Here is a 23547-nt window from a genome sequence, read left to right as displayed (position 1 = left end):
ACAGGAAAATTATGAAAGAAGCCATATTGCATTTCGCGACAGTAGATAACGTAGCAGAACTAGAACCCATTTTCACACTTTACAGAGAGTTTTACGGGATGGAACGTGATACCCAAAAAGCGATCAGTTTTTTGAAAGAAAGGATTGAAAACAACGAATCCGTAATTATTTTTGCGAAAAGAAATAAAACAATAATTGGGTTTACCCAACTCTTTCCTTCTTTCTCATCAGCATCGTTAAAGAAAACCTACATATTAAATGATCTTTATGTATTGAATTCAGAAAGGAAGCAAGGAGTTGCTACAATGCTAATAAACAAAGTTCTCGAACTAGCTAAGAAAGAAAACTGTGCTCGAGTCTCTTTAAGTACAGCTAATGATAATCCAGCGCAATTGTTATATGAAGAAATAGGCTTCAAGGAAAGCACTTCGAAATTTTATAATTATACGTTATGATTAGCGAAAAAAAAACAATATATGAAAAACCTTATTCTAACACTTTTGATTAGCTGTACATTTTCACTTTATGTTGTTGCGCAAAAGACTAAAAACGTTCAGTACTTAGCGGAGTATACTTTCAATGTAAAGCCAGGTACTAAGAAAATAAACATGAGCTGTCTTATCCCACAGCATATAGACAACATTCAGCACGTGGACACTTTGATATATAACATACCTCCCAACAGAGTATACAAGCAGAATGGTGATCGTATGGTCGAGTTTGTTATTGACTCTATTGAAGGGAATTTTGTACTTGAGATTTATGCGAATCTGAAAGTAATATCTAATGATTCTTCGAATAAAAAACCACAGGCAATCAGCAAAAATCAAAGTGTGTATTTGGTAGCAGAAAAATATTTAGAATCGGATCAAGATGCTATAATTCAACAGGCGGCTTTGTTAAAAAAGAATTCTGAGCTCAAAACGGTACAGAGCATATATAATTTCGTACGGAAATCATTGAAATATAGCGGATATAATCCTAAGGATGTTGGTGCATTACAAGCCTTAGAAGCAGGGCATGGCGACTGTACAGAATTTGCTGATTTATTTGTGGCACTGTGTAGAGCAAGCGATATCCCGGCAAAGGTTATAGAAGGTTACATGATCGGTTATAACGTCGCTATGTCTAAACATAACTGGGCAGAGGTATATATACCTGAATTGGGTTGGAGGGTAGTAGACCCTACCTCGACTTCGTTTAATAGACTAGAAAACGCATACGTTAAATTAACGTCCAACAGAACAAACCCCGCGATCCAAAATTTTCATTATTATGCTTACAAATATTGGGGTGATCCTATAGAGGTCCTTGAATCAATCAAAACTAAAGTTGTTGATTAAAATGGAAGAATATTATCGTGATAACACATTTCGAATGTTTTGCCCCCCAAGATAGCGCGCCCCTATAGCTATTGTCTATACAGTCCTTATAATTAAGCATGGAGCAGTATATTCACAATGAAGCCCTTGACATGAGATACTCCCCAAAAGCAACTAGTAAATAACATACAAGATAACCTTTGCTGACACAACGGCTATATTTAACTAAATACATTTGGGATAGTTATTGCGTATTAAATACCTTTATACAACATTTCAATTTTCCATTCTATGTTATACAAGGAGATAGCTACACAATTAATTCAATTAGCTGAAAATGATTTAGCCGTAAGAGAACAGCTGCTTAGTCAAGGTAAACTCTCTGAGGGATATAATCCAGAAATGGAAGCAGTTCACAAAAGTAATAGTCAAGCATTAAAGACGATTATTAAAAAAATAGGTTATCCTACAATAAGTAAAGTCGGGCATGAAGCAAGTGGAGCGGCATGGCTTATTATACAACATTCTATCGGAGATCCTGATTTTATGATCCATTGTTATACCGTAATGTTAAAAAATAAGGAAGATATTTCTAATGAAAACATTGCTTATCTACATGACCGGATCTTAATGTATCAAAGTAAGCCTCAAAAATACGGAACCCAACTGATCAGTATAGATACACCTTACCCTGTTGAAAATATTGCCAATTTAAATAAATATCGCATAGAAATAGGTTTACCACCACTAAGTGAAGCTCAAATTAAAAATATACCACCTATCCACGACATTGAATCGATAGATAACGACAACCCTACTTATAATGAATGGAGAAAAAAAACAGGCTGGATTAAATAACATAACTATACATGCACAAGCTAAACTAACAACCTGTCAGATAACACTTTAATCCAATCACCTATTACCCCGTCCTTAACAGGCAGCACTATCCGATAATCCCGTAGCTTCAACAGCTCCTCTATCCGAAACCATTGAAGATCGGCGCTCACTAGTAGGCCGATTGACACGTGAAAGTGTCGCGATATACGCAGCAACTCTATCGGTGGCTCTGAAGCCCCCTCTTCGTACTTGGCGTACCTCGACCGGGTGATGATGAGATCATCAGCCACCCGCTGCTGGGACAGGCCCCGACGTAATACCTTTCGCTTCAGCGCTGATCACGCAGTGGGCTTCAAAAGCTACGCGTATAGGTGGTAAGATGATGGACCTGTCCAGCTGGCTCCCAGTTCCTTTTATGGCGATAACCTTTTTCGTAGTCATAGCATCACAGATCAGAACACTGAGCACCAACCCGCAGCCTATCTATGATGTATTACCTATTTATATCCTATTCGCGATAGTCTCTCCCTTGGCCGGTCTCCTTTCTTCGAAGATATTTAAATTGTCGACCACTCAATCTAGAGCCGTGGCCTTTTCTTCGAGCACTAGAAATTCATTGGTAGTCCTTCCATTGGCACTTGCTCTACCTGCACCGGACAATCAATTGGTGGCTGTCGTTATAGTCACACAGACAGTAGTAGAAATCCTATTCGAATTGCTGTACATAAAAATAATCCCCAAAATGATCCGTGGTAATGACAAATAGAACAATTTTACCCTGTATTCTAACTCGAAGCAAAGAAAAACACCCATCATAGAAATAAGAAAATATCTCTAACAGAATTCTTTATTATATTTGATGCTTATCTGCAAGAAAAAGAATTCGAGGTAGTGAAATAAAAAACAAGGTCAATTTTTAATTGATGAAAGCTATGAAAGAATTTGCTCAAGAAATAAAGCTCCTACTGGATAAGGCAAGAGAAAAAGTCTATGCCACGACTTCCTACACAATGATAGAATGCTATTGGGAGATAGGGAAACGTATCGTAGAAAAAGAACAGCGGGGACAGGATCGAGCTACTTATGGTACAGAAATACTGCAGAATCTATCAAATGCCCTAGGAAGTGGATTCAGTACCCGGACATTGAGAGATATCCGTAAATGTTATCTGACTTTTCCTATTTGGGAAGATTTGGCACACGCGTGTGCCAAATTGGAATGGTCTCATATTCGGACTATTACAAGGGTCACTGATACTAATGCACGAAAGTATTATCTGAAAGAAGCTGCTGAACAAAACTGGGGTGTACGGCAATTGGAACGTAATATAAATACGCTCTACTACCAACGTTTGGTGTCTTCAACAAATAAACAGCCTGTCGTTGATGAAATGGCTGAAAATACAAAGGACATAAAGCCGGATAACCGTGACTTTATACGTAATCCCACAGTACTGGAGTTCCTGAACATTCCTAGTAATCGTGCCTATACGGAGAGACAACTTGAACAATCACTAATAGACAATCTCCAGCAGTTTCTATTAGAACTAGGTAAGCGGTTTGCTTTTATAGCACGTCAAAAACACATCCGTACCGAGACATCAGACTTTTTTATCGACCTGGTATTCTACAATTATATATTGAAGTGTTTTGTGATCGTTGAGTTAAAAACAGAGAAAATCACACATCAGGATATCGGGCAATTGGATATGTATGTCCGTATGTTTGACGATCTGGAAAGAAAAGAAGATGACAACCCCACCATAGGACTACTGCTCTGTACGGAAACAGATCGTACTATTGCTAAATATTCTGTATTGAACGAGAATAAGCAACTATTTGCAAGCAAATATTTACCTTACCTCCCAACGGAGGAAGAACTCGAAGTTGAAATAGAACGGGAGAAAAATGTACTCAGAGAGCAGGGGGTAGCTTATGGCTAGGAGGAATAAAAAAAGCTGTTGCTGATAAATGTCCGATGATAGTTAAATTGACTATGCCTTTATGCCCGTGTGCTTTAATACTATTATCGACGTATTCGTCAAATAGCTTACTATAATGAGGTAATCTAAATATTCTTCGGATATCTCCAAGTCAACTCTCTCTCTTAAAACGAGTTTATGTGGAACTATTAGTTTTGATTAGCTAAAGTAACGTAAAATACTTAAAAAGTGTCCAATCCATGTTTTCAGATAACTGGGTAAAAGGAGTGATAATGTACTACCAATTTTAACGGTAGTATTTCTTATGGAGCCATAAACTCGCCCTTACTAACAGGATCAGTACAGGTACTTCTATCAATGGGCCTATGACACCAACGAATGCCTGCGGTGAATGTATCCCAAAAACGGCTATAGCTACCGCAATGGCCAACTCAAAATTGTTGCCGGTGGCAGTAAATGATATGGCTGCGTTTTTATCATAGTCTACCCCCATAGATTTGTTAATAAAAAAGCTGACAAAGAACATGAGTACGAAGTAGATAATTAAGGGTATGGCGACTTTGACAACCTGCATAGGGAGCTGTACGATCTGCTCGCCCTTCAGGCTAAACATCAACACAATGGTAAACAGTAAGGCATATAAGGTGAATGGTGATATAAAGGGGATAAACTTTCTATTGTACCAATTTTCGCCTTTTAACCTAGATAGGTATTTATGGCTCAAGAAGCCTGCTAAAAACGGTATACCTAAGTATATCAATACGCTTTTAATGACTTCGCTCATTTCTATCGAAATGGAGTATTCTGCAAAGCCTAAATAAGCAGGCAGCACATTGATGAAAAACCAAACAAACAGACTATAAAATAATACTTGGAAAACACTGTTGAGCGCTATCAAAAGTGCTGCGTATTCTCTATTCCCCTTAGCTAGGTCATTCCATACGATAACCATGGCAATACATCTAGCTAGCCCTATAAGTATGAGGCCGACCATATAATCTGGCTCATTTCTTAAAAAGACTATAGCAAGTATGAACATGAGTACAGGACCGACAAGCCAATTGAGGATGAGCGATAGACTGAGTACTTTTTGATCCTTAAAGGCCAGAGGTAATAGGTTGTAATCGACCTTGGCCAATGGTGGATACATCATTATTATCAGGCCAATGGCAAGAGGGAGGTTTGTGGATCCAATAGACATTCTGTCCATTACTTCCGAAATACCTGGAAAAACATTACCGATCAATATCCCTATACCCATGGCTATGAAAATCCAAAGGGTGAGATATCTATCTAGAAACTTCATTTTTACTTGCATAGCTATTTTATTTGATCTGTGAGAATACGTAAAACATTTCCGCAGCAATCTCTTGGCTCCTACTTTCATATACTTCATCCTGTTGATCAGTTCCATCGGAGATTTTAGGATCCTCGTACGTAATAGGTATCCGCTTTTCGGCTCCAGTGATGAAAGGACACGCACCATCGGCCTGTGAACAGGTCATTACAGCCGCAAACCCGGACTCTGGATTGAATGGGGCATCGTATTTCTTAGAGAATCCTATTATCGGATGTGCATTCTTATCATATTTTAACGCATAGATTGGGTTTGCTCCGGTAGAAATGATATCGACCTGAATTCCCGCATCCTGGAATGTTTCTGCTATTTTAGGAAACATTGCTGTTTCTTCGGTACCACCGGAATAGCATCTGACGCGCTGTATCTTGTAATGTGCTGCTGCAATCTGTGCCCAAACTTGGGATAGGTGGCTGCGTCTGGAATTGTGTGTGCAGATAAAGTTGATGTTGATATCGACGTTGGCATCTACTTTTTGCTGTATGTATTCAACCAAGGGCTGTAAGATGGGTTTACGCCCTTGATTGATACCCGATGCCTGAATGAATGAAACTGTATCGGCTAACTTTGAATACATCGTAATATTGGATTAGCAGCAGCCGGAACCTAGTGTACAACTATTGGAAGGAGACTCGACGACATTCAACCGACTAGGAATGCCGCAGGCATCTTCTGCTAAACAGGCAGTGGTCTTGCTGGTCAGAACAAATGTTTTGCCATTGAAGTCTAAACCATACTTACCTATGGTGCTGCTCTGGTATTCAACCTCTATCTCGAAATCTCCGATATTAAGTTTCTTTTCGGAAAGTTCGATGATATGCAATAATTTGCCTGGCTTTAGCCTGTGCTCATAGTCATCAGCATTCCATAGTTGGAAATTGACAGTATTTTCCGTCCGCGTTACACCCCCACAATCGATGAAGTGCTTATTGACCTGCCCTACTTCGGTAATGTGGAAGTGTGCTGGCACAAATGTTCCATCTTCTAACTGGAATTCAACATTGTCTAATGTTGGCAGGATTTGTTTGATTTCTGATAGTTTCATGGTACTTACAACTTTTAATCAATCGTAATATAACGATGGAATTGAACGTAAAAAAATATGTAATTTATTGGTCTAACAGCATTTTTGATTATTAACTGTTAGCACGACATTTGAAAAATAGCTTTTGAGTATTTGGAATGTTTTCTCATCAATGCAATAACATATAGATGCGCCTTCTATTTCACCTTTAATAAGTCCTGCACTCTTTAACTCTTTGAGATGTTGCGAAATAGTCGATTGAGCTAACGGCAGCTCGTCCACGATGTCACTGCAGATACAGGTATTAACCTTTAATAGGTATTCTATTATGGCGACACGGGCTGGATGTCCCAATGCTTTCGCAATCTTGGCAATTCGGTTCTGATCCTCAGTGAAGTGACTTGTTTTAGTAGTTCCCATTTTTACACCATCTAATACATCGCAATATTACGATGTATATTTTAAAAAACAAAGAAATAATTCTTTTCTATTCACAGCAGGCAACAATTCAAGACGATCAAAAGAAATAAAGCTGAACGCAACCCCAACAAGTCCATGTACCTGCAATCCGAGGTAATAGCTCTTTTTTATTTATTGTTAATATTTACCGGACTATTCATTTTATTTAAATCGGACTACCACAGACAAGATATAATCTATAACCTTTGCATCCATTGTTAGATAATTAAAAACATTTCCCTCGGAGCATTTGAAAAGGATCACAGAACAAATAGTCATTAAAAACACGGATGAGATGAAAAAATTAACACAAAAAGAGGTCGTTGAACTGTACAACAAACCGCTGATGGAATTGCTCTACGAGGCGGCGACAGTCCACAGAGAATTTCATGATCCCAATAAGGTACAGATTTCAACCTTAGTATCCATCAAAACGGGAGGCTGTCCCGAAGACTGTGCTTATTGCCCTCAAGCTGCCCGCTACCATACACAGGTAAAGGCTGAAGGATTGATGAGTGTAGAACAGGTCAAAGCAAAAGCCCTCCGGGCAAAGGCAGGAGGAAGTTCAAGGATCTGTATGGGTGCTGCATGGAGGAATGTAAAAGATGGCCCGGAATTCGACCAGGTGCTGGAAATGGTCAGAACATTGAATAAGCTCGATATGGAGGTCTGCTGTACGTTGGGGATGATTACCGAAAACCAGGCAAGACGCCTCTCAGAAGCTGGGCTCTATGCCTATAACCATAACATCGACTCTTCAGAAGAATACTATGAAGAAATCATTTCCACAAGAAGCTATAATGACCGCTTGCAGACCATCGATAATGTAAGAAAAACGAATATAACCGTGTGTAGCGGAGGCATTATCGGTATGGGGGAAAGCATTGAAAACCGTGCTGACATGTTAATCACTTTGGCTTCCCTTTGTCCTCAGCCTGAGTCGGTGCCTATCAATGCGCTGGTTGCTGTAGAAGGTACGCCAATGGAAGAAATGGAACCTGTATCGATCTGGGAAATGGTACGAATGGTTGCCACGGCACGTATTTTATTACCTAAGACTCAGGTGAGACTTTCGGCGGGCCGCACGCAAATGAGCAGAGAAGGACAAGCGTTGTGTTTTTTTGCAGGTGCTAATTCTATTTTTGCCGGAGACAAGTTACTGACCACACCTAATCCCGCCGTGAATGAGGACATGAAAATATTTCAGGAACTGGGATTGGTCCCACAGAAACCCTTTGAGAAACTGCCACAGCCACAAACAACGGAAGCTGAAAACTCTTGCTACCAGACATTGGGCGAAAAACCAAAATGGACAAGACCGGGACACGTTATTACGAGAAATATAGAAAAAGAAAAAAATGCTAAAATGTAGCATTTCTTGTTGTATTAATACATCAGTAGTTAAAACTTCGTTTGACTGTAAAAAGTCGAACATTGCATTAACAAAAGGGGCAAAATTGTTTATTAGAGATTTTGCCCCTTTTGATTTACTTATTAGACGTGTTAAATTTAAAAATATTCTGATAGTGCTTTGTGTCTTCCTGCGTTATACCCCTTGATGTGTATCCTAGGTAAAGATTTCCCTTGTAAACTTTTATTCCTTCAGCTTCCATTGCTCCTAGTTGAGTGACGCCTATTTGCGATAGTACGTCACGGTTAGCTACAAAATCAACACGTGTCCGCTCTTCAACAACCTTTCCTTTAAAATCAAAAACCGTAACAAAAGACTGCGATTCGCCAGACCAGTTTGTAGAACCATTCAGATTGTAATTTGATTGTCCCTCGAAATAATAAAGCTTATCCTTGTGTACATCATATCCCTGCCAATCGTAATATTTAGCTCCAGCTGCACCGTATCCTGTTTTTCTAAACTTAACATTTGCTACAGGGGTTAACGTAGTTAGATCCCGACAATAGACCGTATATGTCTTATTGACTAATGAATTAGGATTATTGACTTCAAATCCATTCGTACATGAAATATTCGCGTTAATCATTGCAGCCTTTTTGGCTTCACTTAATTTATAAATCACAAAACACCTAAAACTGGAATTTGTAGGATCGTTATAGTTGATAGTTAGCAAATCATTTTCTGCATCTATAGAAGGATGAAGTTCGTCGTAACTCGTACCCATATAATAATACTCATCACACTCGTTGGTTTTGACGGTTCTATTTTTAACATATTTAACCCTACCTATTACTCGATCGCCCCAATAGGTGCCATCCGCTCTTGCCGACGCATATGCTCCAACCCATAAATATCGATCCTCACCGACCTCTTCAATTGCTGTGTTCGTACCATGCCCAAAATAGTGCAGCTTCATAACATCCATATTGGATGTCAACACGTCTGGTCCCTTATTAACCGGACTTTTAACTAGGTTTATTTGATGCTTAAGCCCCCCATCGGCAGACTGTGTATACCAAATTGACCCATCTGAGTCAAAATTGAATCCTTGCATAGCATTGTTCGACAGCAAGTAAGTATTGATACTGTATAAATTTATATCTGCCTTAAACTCCGATATGCCGGTTGTAGATTTCAAATCTGAAGCCTGCCCCCCGCCGACATCTCTTACCGGCTCCTTCTCTTTGCTACAAAAAACTAATAAGGGCACTAATACCAACCCTAAATATACTTTTCTATTCATAACTTATAATTTTTCAACTTTAATATCATCCAACCAAAATCTTACTCTAGCGGCACTAGCATTATATGGCAAAGAACTGATTCGGATCCTAGTATTTGTAGTCGCTCCGGTCACCTTAATCTTGTGTGTTGTTGTTTTTGTGGTTGTATACAACGGTCCGTTATTGATCGGATTGACATTTGATGTACATTCTACTACGACCTTTTGATCACTTTCTTTCACTCTCATTGTTGCTCCACCATCAACAATCACACCATCTCCTTCTATAATGATGTAATGGCGTAATCCATCCTCTCCCCAACTATGATAAGGCTCAAAATAAGGAGCAGAATTTATAGTGACCATAATATCAGAACTAGCTTTCAATGCAGTCAATTTAGGTGTCGTCAGATATCCCGGACTCGTAGCTGCCCCCATACGCATAGCTCCTGTCGCAGGAAAAGCATTTTCTCCATACCATCCTCCATAATTGCTACTCGAAAAATTACTCCCGTAATTGGCCCCGTCCCAATAAGCTTCATACAAAAGCGGTGCATTATTTGGACCTAAATTCCCACTGAATGTACTTCCTAGATTATTATTCCAAGACATGGTTCGAAAATCGGTGGATTTTGCTATATCAGTGCGTGGATCCAAAGCCGCTCTTATCTGCGCCTCTGTAGGTTGAACACCAAATGCCTGATAGATAACACCTCCTCCGAACCAAAAATCATCGAAATCTTTGTAAAGTATTACATTGGCTCCCCTTACTTCCTCTGCTGGCGTAGTAAACATGTAATAGGTTATATCTGAATCAACATTTGTACTATTGATTGTCTTATGTACCAGCCTAAACCAATAGGTGGTCTGCGGCTTCAAATCTCCAAATACAAACCTGTTATGATCAAAAAAGTAACTTCCTGTCCCTATACTAGTTGAACTTAACCAATCGCTCTGACTAGCGTATCGACGTATCGGCGCCCCATATTGTGTTGCAGCAAGTTCAAGTTCAAACTTTCGTGATATACCAGAACCTTTTACATACTTTCCCCAATCTAAAACTGCTAGTCTGGGAAGCAATTTTATAACTTCCACGGTAGGACTCTCTAGTGGATCTACACCACCCTCCACCTTCACCCTAGACTTGACAATGAATTTCTGTGTCAGATTTCTACTGGGGATACTTACATCTAAATCAATCTGTATTTCGCCTGTAGCCTTTGTTACACCAGACAACTCAAGCGGTATAAATCCATCACCAACTTGTAATTTATAATCCTCTAAATTCTCAATACTTATTCCACTTGCCCCAGGTCCCTGGAGGGTAGCCGTAACGTTGACAAAGTCGTCGTCAGAGCCTTTCAAATAGGGGATAGTCACTTTTGCCCCAGTTATATCTTGATTAACCGTAAAACTGGATGCTACAAAAGCCTTATCCAAAGTTAAGTTTCCTTGAGACTGAACGATACTCACATCATAACTCTTTTTACTATTAGAAATTGTAACCACTCCACTTCGCTGATCTCCTCGATTATGCAAAACGGTTAATTCTATTGTTTTTTCTTGCTGTCCGCCTTCCCCTGCAGTGGGCGTTACTTTAATCCATTCATTGGAAGAAACCACTGTCCACTTTTCACTGGAAGCTATATTCATTACCTTAGACTCACTAATGTAATCAAAAGACATCTGATCTGTCTGTCGCTTAAATACGTCTCTCAAGCTATCCTTGGAGCAAGATACTGATCCGAATAGAGCAATCCAGCAAAGAATGGAACCTATTTTATTCTTTATATTTTTCATACGTGTACAACTTTTTATCTATGATTAACTTGATACTGATACATTCCTATACTTACTAAACATGCGTATTTCGCATCAACATCATTTACAGTTAATTTTCCCATCCTGGATTTTGTCCCAATTCTGGATTCACATTCAGCGCTGCCTGAGGAATCGGGTAAAGGTACATTTTGTCATTCCATATCCTTTCCAACCTGTATACCAAGCAATTGTCCTCATTTATACCGAAAGTTGTAGCAGCATCTCCTACACGAGCAGTGATCTGCACATATGTAACGGTACTTTCGGTTGCGGCGGGTCGGGGTGAAGTTGTTGAATAGAAACAAATATCATTTATCCCATCGCCATTCATATCAAAAGGCTTACCTAATTCCGGAATATAAATACCGGCCATATCCACAACAAGCTTATGCCCCATCTTCCATCGTATTAGATCGTCCCTCCTTACATCCTCTAGCAACATTTCTATAGCTCGCTCTCTACGCACTTCCAAAACCCACTTATCAGACACGCCCTCATAATATTTCTTCAAAAACGGATCTGCGTCAACTGGTTCTTTTCCATTGACACCCGACCTTTCGCGGAGCAGCCTGATACTCTTATTCCATTCAGCACCTGTCATTTCTCCGAGCTCGGCTTTAGCCTCAGCGTAATTCAACAATACTTCTCCAAAACGAAATACACTTAGAGAATTGAGACTGCTGGTATTGCTCTCATAAGCATCGTCATCCATATTCCATTTTACAATACGGTAGTACGTCAACTGTGCACCCAGCCCTGGAAATACTTTAGCAAACTCGTTGGTCTCTTTTCCCGCCACTATCTTTCTGTAGTCAGGCGTAATAACAGATTGCTTTAGTCGGTAGTCTCTATTTTTGAATTCTTCATAAAACACCTTTTTATTGTAATTAGGTTGGTCAGTGTAGCGAGATCCGTCCAAATTAAGATACATATTTACGAAATCTTTAGTTACAGAGTTACGCTGTCCTGCGGTACCTGAAGCAAAAAACCATGAGGCATCATGTACACGGGATTCTTCAAGATTCATCTCATTTGATAGAATCACCTCCTGATACTGCGGCGACAAGCTTTTAAACAACTTCCCATAGTTCCTTTCTTCCTCTCCTACTACATTGACCAAGCTATACGGACTATTACTCATCAATTGTTCGCTGGCCTCAAGACTTGCTTTCAACCAACTAGTGTAGTCTGCCATGCCGTGGTATTTTCTAAAAGTACCTTCGAACAAACAAATTCTAGATTTTAGTGCGAGCGCAACATATCTATTAATAACATTTTTATTTACATATTTGCTCTCTGCAGTACAATTATTGATTGCAAAGTCTAAGTCTTCTAGCACTTTATCCATGACAAAATCCCGCTTATCTCTACTCTTGTAAAGTTCAGTGTCATCGTCAGATGAAATCGTCTTATCATACCAAGGGACATCACCAAATAACTTAACTTTATCCCAATAGAACCACGCTCTCCAAAACCTCCCTACTCCTTCATAGTGCTTTATGATAGGCTCAGACACTTTGTCTTTAGCTTTATGAATATTGTTTAAATAGTAGTTGATGTTATACAGTTGCGACCAATTTCCCGTCGTCCAGTTGTTTGTGGTCAAGGCATTAAACCCAGGTCGTAAAAATGCCTCGGTCTGCGTTGTCACCACAATATCGCTAAACTGATCTCCCCTCGTTAGAGACTCTACTGACGGTAGATTCCGAACTAAAAAACCATTTGCATATGTTTTTAAAGCATTCTCTGAATCAAAAAACTCGTCAGCGGAGATGGACCGTATAGGCTCATGATCCAATAGTCCTTTACAAGAATTCAAAGCTACAAGTGCTATAAATAGTGAAATATAATTTCTCGTTTTCATATTCATGTTTTTAAAATGAAACATTTATACCGAGGGAAATACTCTTTGTCTGCGGATATCCATATCCCTCTCCATCGGTACCTGTTCTAGCATTATAATCTGCATCACCGGCAGTAATCTGTTCTGGGTCATAATTTTTAGCATGCTTCTTTAAAGGGGACCAGAAAAATAAATTCTCTGCCGAACAATATACACGCAATGATTGTACGCGCATTTTCTTAGTTAATGTGTTAGAAAAATTATAATCTATAGTTAGATTTTTCAATCTTGTATAACTGGCATCCTGAAGATATCTATCGTTTGCAGCGCGCAATGTACCACGTCCTGAAGCTGCCAATGAACCTCTCAAGCGAGGCCAATAGGCATTTGGATCAGGATTCTCTTCCGTCCATCGCTCTGCATTTTGCCAAGGAAGGCTGTATCCATATGTACGGTTATATTGCCCCCAAAAAAAGCCTGACTCTCCGGCTGGATACCAATCTCTTTTCATAATCCCTTGAAAGAATGCAGATATACCGATCCCCCTATAACTCCCCCCCACATTAAAGCCAAAATGATAACGCGGCTCTGAGTTACCTATGATTCTTAAATCACCATGATTACTTAGCGTATTATTACCATTGTCCACTATGCCATTTCCATCCAAATCGGCAAACCTTAGATCTCCTGCATTCCAGCTCACATTATCCCCACTCCAAAAAGTCTTCGATTGAGCCGATACTCCCCAGTCTTGCGCTTCCTCATCCGTTGCAAAAAGGCCATCTACAGTGTATCCCCAGATTTCACCTAAAGTCATCCCTTCATAATATGCTGTTGAATACAAGCTGGGTAAAGTATTGGTCTTGCTGGTATACTTCGTAATTTTCGATTTACTATCCCACAACGAAAACCTTAGATTATAGCTAAAATCATCATCCTTTAATTTAAACTGTCCCTTATAGCCCAACGAAACCTCAAACCCCTTTGTCACCATATCTGCATTGTTACCTTTAGGTGCTGAATAACCGGCTACAGCAGGTATTTCTGCTCCTACAACAAACATATCGGTGGTTTTCTTTTCATATAGGTCTCCAACAAAATTCAACCGACCTCCAAACAAATCAACATCAAGTCCTAGATCTTTTGTGGTAGCCTTTTCCCAAGTCAATGATGCAGGAATAGGGGCTGGAGAAGCTGTATTTGCTTCCTTGGTACCGTTGGTTAATACTCCAGTGGATTTGCTGATATTCATCATAGCCATGTAGAGATAAGGTGCTACATTACCATTGCCAGCGGAACCTATGGAAAACCTCCATTTTAAATTATCAATCCAATTGACCTCTTTCAAAAAAGCTTCTTCAGACATCCTCCATCCTAAAGATGCAGAAGGAAAAAAACCCCACTGTTGATTGACTGGAAACTTTGAACTTCCATCGTAACGACCACTCGCCTCTAACAAATATTTACCCTCATAATTATAACTAGCTCTGTAAAAGATTCCATTAAAACCCCAAGAGTAACTCCCCAAATCTTGAAGTGTAAGATTAATACCATCCATTAGAGAGAAGTTCGGTTTATCGGCTTTTAAAAAACCATCTCTGGCCAGCTGTGTCGAATAGTATTTTTTATCCTCTACGTTCCATCCTGCCAGAAAGTTCAAGTAATGCTTTTCGGAAAGCTTAGGCGTAAAATTGATCGAAGCATTAGCGACTTGATACTCGGTTTCATATTCTCGTTGATCCAGTGAGCTAACAAGTGGATACATTAAATTGACCCCCGAAATATTGGAATGACCAATAGAATTCACCACATCTATACGCTTCGAATGGTTATACAGGTAAGAGTAATCAGCCTTAAAATCAAGCACTTTATCAATTAAGTTAATGGATAAAAAAGTACTATTTTTTAAATCAAACTTAAAATTATCTCTATAATTATTCCCCTCGGCCATGGGTGCATATCCAGTGTATACAGCAGCAGCAGTCCATGATCCATCTGGATTGCGAATTTTGGTCACTGGAAACCCCTGGTGCTCTATCAAACGAGGTATAGTTAAATCATTTGGATTGCCATTGGGTTGATGATAATTTCTCCTAATAAAATCGGTATTGTTTTCAAGCCTGATCCGATTTGTGATATTAACTCCTCCTTTTGCACGAAGGTTCATCTGTCCAAACTTTTCATCGCCAATTTTATAGATTCCCTGTTGCTCAAAATAGCGTGATGAAACTACAAAGTCAGCTACTTTCGATCCTCCAGAGACATTTAAGTTATGTTGCTGTCCATAAGTATAGTCCTTGTAAAACTCTTCATACCAATTTGTAGAACCATAGTATTGGTACACACCATTACTATTCACGTCCCAATCCAAATAACCATTATCAGGATCATTTATACGTTTTTTAAATTCATCCTCCCATGCTTGAGACCACGGAAAAAAGTTATTAATTCCCGTCGGCAATCGATGTGCATAAGAAACATGGGCTAATTTATAATTGTCGTACCATACCTCTGGATTGGTCTCGAACTTTGGCTTTACCGTTTGAGAGAAAATACTAAAACTAGGACTATAGTTAACACTTATTCTATCCCGCTTAGCACCTTTAGTGGTCACCAATACTACGCCAAAAGCCCCCCTAGCACCGTAAACAGCTGTAGAAGAAGCGTCTTTAAGCACCGATACACTCTCAACATCTTCAGGATTAATTGCTGTAAGATCAGACTCGACCCCATCGACCAAAGTTAATGCTGATCCTCCAGCACCGATTGACTGGGTATTGCCCCGGATATTAATCGTAGCGCTCCTACTCGGCTTCCCGTCTACCATTGTAATATTTACCCCTGGTACTTGTCCTTGCAAAGAGCGCGTCAAGTAGGCGTTAGGTCTATTCTCTAGTGCTTCACCAGATAAATTCGAAACAGCGCCAACAATATTTTTTCTCAATTGCGTTCCATAACCAACCACCACAACTTCGTCTAAGGAATTTACGCTTCCAGTTGTTCTAATTTCATAAAATGCACTAGCTGTCAATACGATCTGTTGCTCTTCAATTCCAAGCCCGTGCACACGAATGTACTTCGCGTTGCTGCTCAGCTTTAATGTGAATTCACCTTTTATATCGGTTTGAGTGACTGCTGTTCCTCCGATTTCCGATATGGTTACATTAGTAACAGGCTTATTCTCCCGATCTGTTATTTTACCCGAAATAGTCCTCAATTGCTGCTCCATATATGAATTATTTATAGGAACTGCAGACGAGATTTTGGGCATGAGGCATCCGAAGACACTAGTCCAAATTAGTGGCTTAATAAATTTCATATGTGTATTATTTTTTCTTTAATGGTCAAGCGCCAGTTGACGGACTGGATAGATAGCTGTGTTGCAATCTCGGCGTACTTCTTAATTTCTAAATTAATTTTGAGTAATACTTCTACTACTTACTATACTTCTTAGGCTTTTCCTTTATTAGATTAACGAAATAATCTTTCAGACGCTTTGCATTATCACTAGACACTGACAATACATAGTGTTTACCATTTCCCCTTTCTTCAAAATGTGTAAAGCCCTTGTCATCTACAGTTAACACTCCGGGTTTTGAAACATCAAGCAAATTATCCCTTTGCTCAACTGGATAATACACAGAAGTCAGATCCCAAGTGGGTCTATCATATGGAAATGGTCTATAACGCTTATAGGCATCAACTAAGGGATGGTTGGCTGTCCAGTTAAAATCAGTCGATATGGTTGCACTAGGATACACAACGCTTTTTCCAACTTCAAAAGGAGACAATACAATGCCTGTTGGCCAATGTGCTGTTACATATTGTGCAGCCGGCCGATCATTTATCACATTAAATTCTGCACGTTTCTGTTCTCCAAACGATCCCGCCATGATCGAAATATATTTAACTTTTTTGGCCACCAGTTCTTTTCCCGACAATGAAGAATACCGGTCTGGACCAGATTCTAATAAACGCTTTAAATTGGTAGAAAACCCAACGGATATGATGACTACTGAACTGTCTTTCTGCTTAGCCAATACCTTGCGGTATAACTCATGCGATTCCAATAGCTTATCATAATTCTTTACCGAACTACGGTATATCTTTTTATCTCCATTATAGTCCACCATATTCTTGCTATAATCCACATAATCATTTATAAACACGCCGTTTTGAATTCTACCGATCGGTATTTTAGGATAACCATACCAAGTCGACATCATATCAATAAACCGCGTTGAGTAGTCCGACTGTTTATTATTCATAATGGCCAGCAGATTCACTTTTCTTTTGTCCATATACTTATACAACATATCCAACGCCATCGCATCGTCAATATCATTACCCATATCTGTATCAAAAATCACAGAAATAGGCTCTCCCATATAAAATGGATGCGGATTGCTGACCGCAGACTGAAACTGCACACACAACAATAGCATAGTAAAAAATAGAGTTCTCATAATAGTTATATTTTGTAGATTACTTTTAATTCATTCCTGCCCATATGATACTGGCTATTCCAAGAATAAAAAACAGGAACATCAGCATTAGCTTTCCATTGACTCCTGGTTGAGCATCTTTAAACTCTTTCCATATAAATACACCCCACAAAGCAGCCACCAGAGTGGCTCCTTGACCAAGACCATAAGAGATCGCAGCGCCAGCCTTTCCTGCTGCAATAAGATTTAATGCATTTCCTACACCCCAAATAGCACCACCTAATATTCCAGTCATATGATTGCGCAACGAGCCAGCGAAATAGGCCTTATAGCTTGTCGGAGTTCCAACAAACGGCCTTTTTATCAGTATTGAGTTAAACAGAAAATTACTTAACAATACACCTATGGAAAAAACGAAAAAGGCGGTGTAAGGCGTCATTTTCCCAATTTCAGGACTTACAAAATTCTCTAGATCCATGGAAGCGGCTATAAAACGATAGAAAAATGCCATAAGAACACCGGCTGCTATAGCTAGCCACAATCCTTTAGTTGCGCTGCTAATATCTCCTTCCGATTTCTTTGCACGATAAGCCAACGCATTTAAGATAATAGCTAATACAACCAACCCTACACCGAAAAAAAGAAACAGCGGATTTCCATTCTGTGAAGCCATGTAGTTGATAACTACGCCTAACACCAATGCAATGCCTACACCAACCGGAAAAGCGACAGACATTCCAGCTATCGCAATGGATGCCGACAGTAGAATATTACCGGCGTTAAAAACCACACCACCGACTAAGGCTGACATTATATTCGTACCATCAGCTTGTTTTAAATCCTCAACAAACGAACGCCCTTCGCTCCCCATACTTCCTAAAGTCAAAGCAGAAAGCAACGACAATAGTACCATTCCTAGCACATAATCCCAATAAAAGAGTTCAAAGCGCCAGTTTTTGGACGCCATCTTCTGCGTATTACCCCAAGATCCCCAGCATAACATTGTGATGATACAAAGCAATACCGCTACTCCATAATCTTTTACAATAAACATAATTTTTATTTTATATATGGTTAATTAAAGAACAACTCTACCTCGGAAAGTGTCGGCGCAGATGCCTGTGCGCCAATACGTGTTACGGCTAATGCTGCAGACTTACAGGCCAGATCCATCGCTTCAGAAACGGACTCTCCTCTAGACAGTCCAACGACCAAAGCGCCATTAAAGACATCTCCAGCTGCCGTCGTATCTACTGCTACAACCTTATAGGCCTCCATAAATTTAGCATCACCGTTTTCGTATAAATATGCACCTTTTGATCCCATAGTGATCAGTACAGCCTTTGGCCCTAGACTACTAATTTTTATAGCCGCAAGTTTTGCTGTCTTCTCGTCTATGACCGCTATGCCTGAGAGCATTTCCGCTTCTTGTTGATTTGGTGTAATTATATCTACAGCTTGCATAATACCTGCTGATAATGTGGTTGCGGGAGCAGGATTTAATACCACGGTAGCTCCTCTTTTTTTGGCAAACCCACACACCTGCTCAATGGTAGCAAGAGGAATCTCCAATTGAACCAAAACGATGGTGTCTGCAGTAATTGTTTTTTCCAACACCATATTATCCTCGAAATTTAATGCTGCATTTGCCCCGGACGCTACCACGATGTTGTTCTCACCATTCTTATCGACAGTGATCAGAGCTACTCCTGAACTCCTTTTACGATCAATGGCAATGGCCGAGGCATCTATATTTTCATTTCGTAATTGCTTAATCGCATCCTGCCCAAATAAATCATCACCTACCTTTGTAATAAACTGCACCTCCGCACCTAAACGCGCGGCTGCTACAGCCTGATTTGCTCCCTTGCCTCCTAAATTCATAAAAAACTCGCCCCCTAATACTGTTTCTCCTGGATGTGGAAAGCGCTCTGTCTTTACAACCATATCTGTATTCGTACTACCGACAACAACGATTCTCTTTTTGATTAGCATAATAAGATTTATAAAATTCACATTGGCTCGTTGTTCTTTTAGCGACAACGTTAATGCAAGTTAGACAAAAAAAATCCTAACATCCAAATAAAATTTGAAAAATCAACAATATGTGTTAAAAAAAAGAAACAATAAAGGATTAACGATTGCGCAAATCAGCAACTGAGGAACGAAATATAAGTGTAGAATCAAGTAATATTATTCGCTCTGATTCTTCACGGTAAGACAAACCCCTATCGTCTATTTGCTCTAACAGGAGTCTTACAGCAAGCTGAGCAATCTGTGTTATTGGCTGGGCAATGGAGGTCACAGGCACCTCCAAAAAATCAAGATAACTAGAGTTGTCAAAGGAAACTACAGAAACCTCTTCCGGTACCGAGATCTTTGCCTCTTTAAGCGCTTTTAGCACACCTAAAAGAATCGTATCACTTAGCGCAAGAATAGCCGTAGGTCTGTCTTTTTTCTGCAACAGCAATTTTGTCTCCAGATACCCTTCTTCTTCGGTAAAGCTCACCCCCCCTAGGTATTGATAAGTAAGACCGTGCACCTTCAAAGCCTCTCTATATCCATCAACACGGTAAGTATTAGATACAACATGTTCATCGCCCTGTATACAGGCGATCTTTCTATGTCCCATCTCGATCAGATGTTCTACCAACTGAAACGAAGATTTATAATGGTCTGTAGAAACAGAATAAAAACTAAAATCCGAAAAGAAACGATCAATAAAAACTGTAGGAATAGTACTTTGGTTCAGTAATTCATAATTTTGACGCTTTCCCAAAGGAATCGCTATCAATCCTACTAAATTTTGGGCCTGAAGTGCCTGCAACATCTTTCGTTCCTCTTTTTCATTATTATCACTATCACTCATCAAAACCACATAACCTTGATTGTGAAGCATTTTGCTAACCGTACTGGCTACGATGGAGAAAAATGGATTACTCAATGAGGGCACGATTAATCCAACGGTATGACTTCGATTAGAACGCAGGGTTTTTGCAGCCATATTCGGAATATAGCCTAACTTCTTAGCCTCTTCTAAAATGATCTTTTGCGTGGTCTTGGATATCCTATGCTTTTCCGAAGTTCCATTCAAAACCCGTGACACAGTTGTCAAAGAAAAATTGGTATTCTTCGCAATCGTCTTAATAGTTACATGTCCATCCATTTGTTCCAGATTTTAAACTTATTGCTGGCCGTTCAGCGTTATGCAGTTTTCATACAAGTATAGTAGAATACTTTAAAATTTCATAATTCAATAATGTTCCTTTGATGAATCGATAGGCAAAACTAAGTCTTACCCGCAGAGATCGATAGTAGCCGTAGCTCGGAGAAAAAAATCTTGTTCAGAAGAAACGAAGAATTATATTACTAGGTTAAAAGAACTTATCTATTTCAAATTTGGAATAATCTGAGGGCGTTATACTCAAATCATTCATGCACTAAAATTAGTAATAATGGCAAAAACATGTAAAAAACGAATGTGCTAAAATCCACTTCGGTTACCAGCGGGTTTTAGCACATGAAATTTTTTGAGATATAGAGAGTCGTCTTAAAACAGCGAGATAGTTTACATGGACTTCTTTCTATATAAACAGATTGCAATTCTAAGTTTCATTAAACATTTACAAAATAGAGCGGTGTGATCAGAATCTGAACGTAATACCGACATTGAGTACTGAAACACCGTATCCCAACTCTGCATAAGCTCCGGTTTTCGGTGTAAAAAACCATCTACCGCCAAGAAAACCTGACAAGCCTATCCCGCTACCGTAACTATCCGCTAGAGCGATATCTTCACCATCAGAAGAGTATCTGACCATATTATAACCGAGCATAGCTCCGCCATACGCATCCAATTTGGGAACAGACGTAAAACCCCGATAATGATACGCACCCCTTGCTCCGATAACTACATAATTCCATTTTGCGGTGTAGGCTCCACTCGAATATCTATATCCCGTATTGCCTACATAGCCCCCTAGGCTAATGACTCCAGGTCCACCAATATCCCAGACGCCGTAATCTACGGAAGCGCTGATGGCAGGGCGGGCTTTGCCTAATCCACCCAAGGCTGTTCCCAACCCAATCCCGGCATTGATAGCTATAGTTTCTTTTTGAAAGGACTGCGCCTGTGCCCAAGTAGCAATACAGATTGCCCAAAGAATAAAGATTGTTCTTTTCATTTTGTTATGATTTGACGTTTAATGACAGTTATTCATTTTATTTTATCTACAAGAATCAATTCGCTCTTTTGTAAGTAAATGTCCGCGTTTCTAGCAATGTACCGGATCCTTTTTCATATACCTCGGCCTTCGTAGGATATCCAGCATTATTGTAGGTATATTTCCATACATCATTTTTAGTTGAATTTGCATCTCCCACTCCATTTGTAGTTAATGAGTAGAACTGCGCGTTATTCACCGACCCAACCTTCCATGCCCAAGGATAGTTTGTATAACGACATGGCTTATCATCGTAATCGGCGTACTCAAGAGTAAAAAGATTCATATTATGAATGTTGGATACCTGCTTAATAATATTCTTACCTGTACTGTCGAATATATAGGTATTCACCCCGACCTGCTCACCCTCCCTATTAAAAAATGTTTCGGTTACGCGATCCCCCAAATAGTTATAAACAATATTATTCTCGATCTCTCCTTTATTGTTCTTTTGGAGGCCTGTGCTAGGTCTATTTCCTACATTATAAAAATATTCTTCACTCATGACAAGTCGGCCATCCGATCTCCGCTCTACTTTCGTCAACTTATCTCCGTTATAAGTAAAATTTTCTATTGTCATACTTCCGTCTACCCCATGCACATACCGTACGACAACATTATTTTGATCATTGTACTCAAACCTCATTTCCGTACGGCCATTCGCTTTCTCTTCGAGCAATAACAGGTTACTTCCTGCTGGTAATCCTGCGTAACACAGACTATTTTCATCTTCGGGATCACAGTCCTCTTTTTTTGAACAAGCGACCAAGGCTATTGCTATAAAGCATAGCCATAACATCTTAAATGTTGTTGTTTTCATTGTTTTATAATTATACATGTTCTTAATATTTTGTTTAATATCCAATTACAATGGATGCCGAATTATTGACTCCGTTTGAAGGATTGGGAATAAAATCCAATTGAAATTCTCGAACTAAGCCATTCCGCTTATACCAATCTTCAATCCTCAAAGGAATAGATTTCCCATTCTTTTTTAGTACAGCCGTCAACCTGTACCTACCTATAGGGATATCCCAGAGTTCGCTGCGGTGTATCCATTTCTTCTCACCGTAGTGTAACGTAAGAACACGCCCAGCAGATCCATCAATCAATGGCCCTATAGGTGTAAAAGTAAGCTCCATGTTTTCTTCATCTTCGTAGAATCCATAGTCAGTGGTCAGCACCACTGTACCTCCATAATAGGCATCTGCTTCCCAAGGCATGTCACCTTCTAATTTCCATATAAAGTCGCGGACAGCCCCCTCATCGCCATATACATCCGTAACATGAGGAAAAAGCTCCATACTATACTTCTGTCCATTGTAAACGCGATCTACATAGGCTAGAGTACGCCAAGCTCCAGGTTGTAACTTTATACGGTAGGCGCCATCTTTATCTGTAGTCCCATGTATATAAGAAGCATAAAACACCGTGTTGTCCAATATTATTCTAGCACCTGAAATAGGTCTGCCCTTGTTATCGGTCACTTTCCCCGTGGCATACCCCATATCCGACGCTCTAGTTTCCACTCCCTCATTACTTTGATCACAGGCACCACAAACAGCTATCATAAAGCATATCCAAAATATTGTTCTCATCGTTTTCATTTTATTGTTTATAATTATGTCCAAACCAAG

23 protein-coding genes are annotated in these 23547 nt (G+C 39.6%); 6 read left to right on the top strand and 17 right to left on the bottom strand.

The features are described from left to right. Window positions 1-11: 11 nt before the first annotated feature. From JKG61_RS02615 to JKG61_RS02605, 3 genes are all read left to right on the top strand, one after another. The gene (locus JKG61_RS02615) at window positions 12-455 is read left to right on the top strand and encodes a GNAT family N-acetyltransferase (protein ID WP_202101428.1); all 444 of its coding nucleotides are present in this window, start codon (window positions 12-14) and stop codon (window positions 453-455) included. Between the two features lie 21 nt (window positions 456-476). Further along, entirely contained in the window at window positions 477-1343 is an 867-nt protein-coding gene (locus tag JKG61_RS02610) for a transglutaminase-like domain-containing protein (protein ID WP_202101427.1), read from the top strand. Window positions 1344-1613: 270 nt separating this feature from the next. Further along, complete coding sequence (locus JKG61_RS02605) at window positions 1614-2180, top strand: DUF6624 domain-containing protein (protein ID WP_202101426.1); 567 nt, start codon at window positions 1614-1616, stop codon at window positions 2178-2180. A gap of 20 nt (window positions 2181-2200) precedes the next feature. Here JKG61_RS02605 and JKG61_RS23245 read toward each other — a convergent pair whose 3' ends face one another. Both JKG61_RS23245 and JKG61_RS02595 read right to left on the bottom strand, forming a co-directional pair. Continuing rightward, window positions 2201-2452: a helix-turn-helix domain-containing protein gene (locus JKG61_RS23245; RefSeq protein ID WP_202101425.1), complete on the bottom strand. Its 252-nt coding sequence runs from the start codon at window positions 2450-2452 to the stop codon at window positions 2201-2203. Then, complete coding sequence (locus JKG61_RS02595) at window positions 2445-2603, bottom strand: hypothetical protein (RefSeq protein ID WP_202101424.1); 159 nt, start codon at window positions 2601-2603, stop codon at window positions 2445-2447. Before JKG61_RS02595 ends, JKG61_RS23245 begins: the two co-directional genes overlap by 8 nt. On the opposite strand from JKG61_RS02595, the gene JKG61_RS02590 reads away from it, so the two are divergent. After that, window positions 2578-2928 (top strand): hypothetical protein, encoded by a 351-nt coding sequence (locus JKG61_RS02590; protein WP_202101423.1) that lies wholly within the window; start codon window positions 2578-2580, stop codon window positions 2926-2928. The two genes, JKG61_RS02595 and JKG61_RS02590, sit on opposite strands and share 26 nt — an antisense overlap. 166 nt (window positions 2929-3094) lie before the next feature. Then, window positions 3095-4105, top strand: a complete 1011-nt coding sequence (locus JKG61_RS02585) for a PDDEXK nuclease domain-containing protein (protein ID WP_202101422.1) — start codon at window positions 3095-3097, stop codon at window positions 4103-4105. A gap of 286 nt (window positions 4106-4391) precedes the next feature. Here JKG61_RS02585 and arsB read toward each other — a convergent pair whose 3' ends face one another. The 4 genes from arsB to JKG61_RS02565 all read right to left on the bottom strand — a co-directional run bounded on the left by arsB (window position 4392) and on the right by JKG61_RS02565 (window position 6906). Continuing rightward, window positions 4392-5423: an ACR3 family arsenite efflux transporter gene (gene arsB / locus JKG61_RS02580; protein ID WP_202101421.1), complete on the bottom strand. Its 1032-nt coding sequence runs from the start codon at window positions 5421-5423 to the stop codon at window positions 4392-4394. Between the two features lie 7 nt (window positions 5424-5430). Next, entirely contained in the window at window positions 5431-6039 is a 609-nt protein-coding gene (locus JKG61_RS02575; protein WP_202101420.1) for an arsenate-mycothiol transferase ArsC, read from the bottom strand. A 12-nt stretch (window positions 6040-6051) separates the two neighbouring features. Next, the gene (locus JKG61_RS02570; protein ID WP_202101419.1) at window positions 6052-6507 is read right to left on the bottom strand and encodes a DUF6428 family protein; all 456 of its coding nucleotides are present in this window, start codon (window positions 6505-6507) and stop codon (window positions 6052-6054) included. A gap of 72 nt (window positions 6508-6579) precedes the next feature. Then, window positions 6580-6906 carry an ArsR/SmtB family transcription factor gene (locus JKG61_RS02565; protein ID WP_202101418.1) on the bottom strand — a complete coding sequence of 109 codons (327 nt, stop codon included), beginning with the start codon at window positions 6904-6906 and terminating at the stop codon, window positions 6580-6582. A 334-nt stretch (window positions 6907-7240) separates the two neighbouring features. On the opposite strand from JKG61_RS02565, the gene bioB reads away from it, so the two are divergent. Continuing rightward, a complete protein-coding gene (gene bioB / locus JKG61_RS02560) occupies window positions 7241-8317 on the top strand; it encodes a biotin synthase BioB (RefSeq protein ID WP_202101417.1) in 1077 nt (358 codons plus the stop codon). A 115-nt stretch (window positions 8318-8432) separates the two neighbouring features. Here bioB and JKG61_RS02555 read toward each other — a convergent pair whose 3' ends face one another. The 11 genes from JKG61_RS02555 to JKG61_RS02505 form a co-directional block, all read right to left on the bottom strand. Continuing rightward, entirely contained in the window at window positions 8433-9599 is a 1167-nt protein-coding gene (locus JKG61_RS02555; protein ID WP_202101416.1) for a hypothetical protein, read from the bottom strand. A 3-nt stretch (window positions 9600-9602) separates the two neighbouring features. Further along, window positions 9603-11378 (bottom strand): BACON domain-containing protein, encoded by a 1776-nt coding sequence (locus JKG61_RS02550; RefSeq protein ID WP_202101415.1) that lies wholly within the window; start codon window positions 11376-11378, stop codon window positions 9603-9605. Between the two features lie 91 nt (window positions 11379-11469). Next, window positions 11470-13263 carry a RagB/SusD family nutrient uptake outer membrane protein gene (locus JKG61_RS02545; protein WP_202101414.1) on the bottom strand — a complete coding sequence of 598 codons (1794 nt, stop codon included), beginning with the start codon at window positions 13261-13263 and terminating at the stop codon, window positions 11470-11472. 10 nt (window positions 13264-13273) lie between these two features. Then, window positions 13274-16561: a SusC/RagA family TonB-linked outer membrane protein gene (locus JKG61_RS02540; protein WP_202101413.1), complete on the bottom strand. Its 3288-nt coding sequence runs from the start codon at window positions 16559-16561 to the stop codon at window positions 13274-13276. A 115-nt stretch (window positions 16562-16676) separates the two neighbouring features. Further along, window positions 16677-17708 carry a nucleoside hydrolase gene (locus tag JKG61_RS02535; protein ID WP_202101412.1) on the bottom strand — a complete coding sequence of 344 codons (1032 nt, stop codon included), beginning with the start codon at window positions 17706-17708 and terminating at the stop codon, window positions 16677-16679. Between the two features lie 25 nt (window positions 17709-17733). After that, window positions 17734-18741: a GRP family sugar transporter gene (locus tag JKG61_RS02530; RefSeq protein ID WP_202101411.1), complete on the bottom strand. Its 1008-nt coding sequence runs from the start codon at window positions 18739-18741 to the stop codon at window positions 17734-17736. A gap of 20 nt (window positions 18742-18761) precedes the next feature. Next, window positions 18762-19682, bottom strand: coding sequence for a ribokinase (rbsK, locus tag JKG61_RS02525; RefSeq protein WP_202101410.1), 921 nt, complete (start codon window positions 19680-19682; stop codon window positions 18762-18764). A gap of 139 nt (window positions 19683-19821) precedes the next feature. Next, window positions 19822-20853: a LacI family DNA-binding transcriptional regulator gene (locus JKG61_RS02520; RefSeq protein ID WP_202101409.1), complete on the bottom strand. Its 1032-nt coding sequence runs from the start codon at window positions 20851-20853 to the stop codon at window positions 19822-19824. Between the two features lie 478 nt (window positions 20854-21331). Further along, window positions 21332-21871 carry a hypothetical protein gene (locus JKG61_RS02515; protein WP_202101408.1) on the bottom strand — a complete coding sequence of 180 codons (540 nt, stop codon included), beginning with the start codon at window positions 21869-21871 and terminating at the stop codon, window positions 21332-21334. Window positions 21872-21926: 55 nt separating this feature from the next. Beyond that, window positions 21927-22730 carry a hypothetical protein gene (locus tag JKG61_RS02510; protein ID WP_202101407.1) on the bottom strand — a complete coding sequence of 268 codons (804 nt, stop codon included), beginning with the start codon at window positions 22728-22730 and terminating at the stop codon, window positions 21927-21929. A gap of 34 nt (window positions 22731-22764) precedes the next feature. Further along, window positions 22765-23508, bottom strand: coding sequence for a carboxypeptidase-like regulatory domain-containing protein (locus tag JKG61_RS02505; RefSeq protein ID WP_202101406.1), 744 nt, complete (start codon window positions 23506-23508; stop codon window positions 22765-22767). Window positions 23509-23547 lie beyond the last annotated feature (39 nt).

Origin of the sequence: Sphingobacterium faecale (assembly GCF_016746095.1) — a bacterium.
Taxonomy (GTDB): domain Bacteria; phylum Bacteroidota; class Bacteroidia; order Sphingobacteriales; family Sphingobacteriaceae; genus Sphingobacterium; species Sphingobacterium faecale.
The sequence above is the reverse complement of the archived record's forward strand: the minus strand, read 5'-3'. Positions and strand labels throughout refer to the sequence as shown.

Excerpts from the sequence above, each read along its gene's own strand:
- JKG61_RS02615 (WP_202101428.1), top strand. The coding sequence starts at position 12 with ATGAAAGAAGCCATATTGCATTTCGCGACAGTAGATAACGTAGCAGAA.
- JKG61_RS02610 (WP_202101427.1), top strand. The coding sequence starts at position 477 with ATGAAAAACCTTATTCTAACACTTTTGATTAGCTGTACATTTTCACTT.
- JKG61_RS02605 (WP_202101426.1), top strand. The coding sequence starts at position 1,614 with ATGTTATACAAGGAGATAGCTACACAATTAATTCAATTAGCTGAAAAT.
- JKG61_RS02590 (WP_202101423.1), top strand. The coding sequence starts at position 2,578 with ATGGCGATAACCTTTTTCGTAGTCATAGCATCACAGATCAGAACACTG.
- JKG61_RS02595 (WP_202101424.1), bottom strand. The coding sequence starts at position 2,603 with ATGACTACGAAAAAGGTTATCGCCATAAAAGGAACTGGGAGCCAGCTG.
- JKG61_RS02585 (WP_202101422.1), top strand. The coding sequence starts at position 3,095 with ATGAAAGAATTTGCTCAAGAAATAAAGCTCCTACTGGATAAGGCAAGA.
- arsB (WP_202101421.1), bottom strand. The coding sequence starts at position 5,423 with ATGCAAGTAAAAATGAAGTTTCTAGATAGATATCTCACCCTTTGGATT.
- JKG61_RS02575 (WP_202101420.1), bottom strand. The coding sequence starts at position 6,039 with ATGTATTCAAAGTTAGCCGATACAGTTTCATTCATTCAGGCATCGGGT.
- JKG61_RS02570 (WP_202101419.1), bottom strand. The coding sequence starts at position 6,507 with ATGAAACTATCAGAAATCAAACAAATCCTGCCAACATTAGACAATGTT.
- JKG61_RS02565 (WP_202101418.1), bottom strand. The coding sequence starts at position 6,906 with ATGGGAACTACTAAAACAAGTCACTTCACTGAGGATCAGAACCGAATT.
- bioB (WP_202101417.1), top strand. The coding sequence starts at position 7,241 with ATGAAAAAATTAACACAAAAAGAGGTCGTTGAACTGTACAACAAACCG.
- JKG61_RS02555 (WP_202101416.1), bottom strand. The coding sequence starts at position 9,599 with ATGAATAGAAAAGTATATTTAGGGTTGGTATTAGTGCCCTTATTAGTT.
- JKG61_RS02550 (WP_202101415.1), bottom strand. The coding sequence starts at position 11,378 with ATGAAAAATATAAAGAATAAAATAGGTTCCATTCTTTGCTGGATTGCT.
- JKG61_RS02545 (WP_202101414.1), bottom strand. The coding sequence starts at position 13,263 with ATGAAAACGAGAAATTATATTTCACTATTTATAGCACTTGTAGCTTTG.
- JKG61_RS02540 (WP_202101413.1), bottom strand. The coding sequence starts at position 16,561 with ATGAAATTTATTAAGCCACTAATTTGGACTAGTGTCTTCGGATGCCTC.
- JKG61_RS02535 (WP_202101412.1), bottom strand. The coding sequence starts at position 17,708 with ATGAGAACTCTATTTTTTACTATGCTATTGTTGTGTGTGCAGTTTCAG.
- JKG61_RS02530 (WP_202101411.1), bottom strand. The coding sequence starts at position 18,741 with ATGTTTATTGTAAAAGATTATGGAGTAGCGGTATTGCTTTGTATCATC.
- rbsK (WP_202101410.1), bottom strand. The coding sequence starts at position 19,682 with ATGCTAATCAAAAAGAGAATCGTTGTTGTCGGTAGTACGAATACAGAT.
- JKG61_RS02520 (WP_202101409.1), bottom strand. The coding sequence starts at position 20,853 with ATGGATGGACATGTAACTATTAAGACGATTGCGAAGAATACCAATTTT.
- JKG61_RS02515 (WP_202101408.1), bottom strand. The coding sequence starts at position 21,871 with ATGAAAAGAACAATCTTTATTCTTTGGGCAATCTGTATTGCTACTTGG.
- JKG61_RS02510 (WP_202101407.1), bottom strand. The coding sequence starts at position 22,730 with ATGAAAACAACAACATTTAAGATGTTATGGCTATGCTTTATAGCAATA.
- JKG61_RS02505 (WP_202101406.1), bottom strand. The coding sequence starts at position 23,508 with ATGAGAACAATATTTTGGATATGCTTTATGATAGCTGTTTGTGGTGCC.